Source organism: Pantoea endophytica (genome assembly GCF_002858935.1).
GTDB lineage: Bacteria > Pseudomonadota > Gammaproteobacteria > Enterobacterales > Enterobacteriaceae > Pantoea > Pantoea leporis.
In genome coordinates, this window is the sequence record NZ_PJRT01000004.1 from 1 (window position 1) to 632 (window position 632).

1 protein-coding gene is annotated in these 632 nt (G+C 60.1%); it reads left to right on the forward strand.

Annotation, left to right across the window (positions count from 1 at the left end; all coding sequences use genetic code 11):
- The coding region (locus PZBJ_RS24105) for an Ig-like domain-containing protein (RefSeq protein ID WP_158238595.1) at positions 1 to 632 on the forward strand (632 nt) is incomplete at both ends.

Consider the following 632-nt stretch of genomic DNA (forward strand, 5'->3'; position numbering starts at 1 on the left):
ATCGGCAGCGTCTACGCCGATGCCGCTACCGGTGCGTGGAGCTGGCAGTTCACCGGTACCGATAAGTTCACCGAAGGCATGCATACGCTGACCGTGCAGGCCGTCGATCCGGCGGGCAACACCTCAGTGCTGTCTGAAAGCTTCGTCATCACCGTGGATACGCAGATTGCCAAGCCGGTGCTGGCCACCGTCATCGATTCGGTAACCGGCGGCACGGTCGGCCCGATTATTAATGACGGCACCGGCCTGACTAACGATGCGCGTCCGCTGCTCAGCGGCAGCGCTGAGAAAGGCAGTCTGGTCACGATTTACGACGGCACGACGGCGGTGGGCAGCGTTTATGCCGACATCACCACAGGCGTGTGGAGCTGGCAGTATTCCGGTGCCGATAAGTTTGACGAAGGCGCGCATACGCTGACCGTGCAGGCCATCGACCCGGCGGGTAACATCGCCACCGGCACCGATACATTCGCGCTGAATGTCGATAGCCAAGCTGATGCTGCCAAAAATGTTACGCTGGAAGGCCCAGTTCCCACACTAAGCGGCCCAGATGGCAGTGTAGAAGCCCATGCGGTGGTGCTCATCATGGATGGCACCACTCAAATTGGCTCTGCGCAGGCGGATGAAAATGG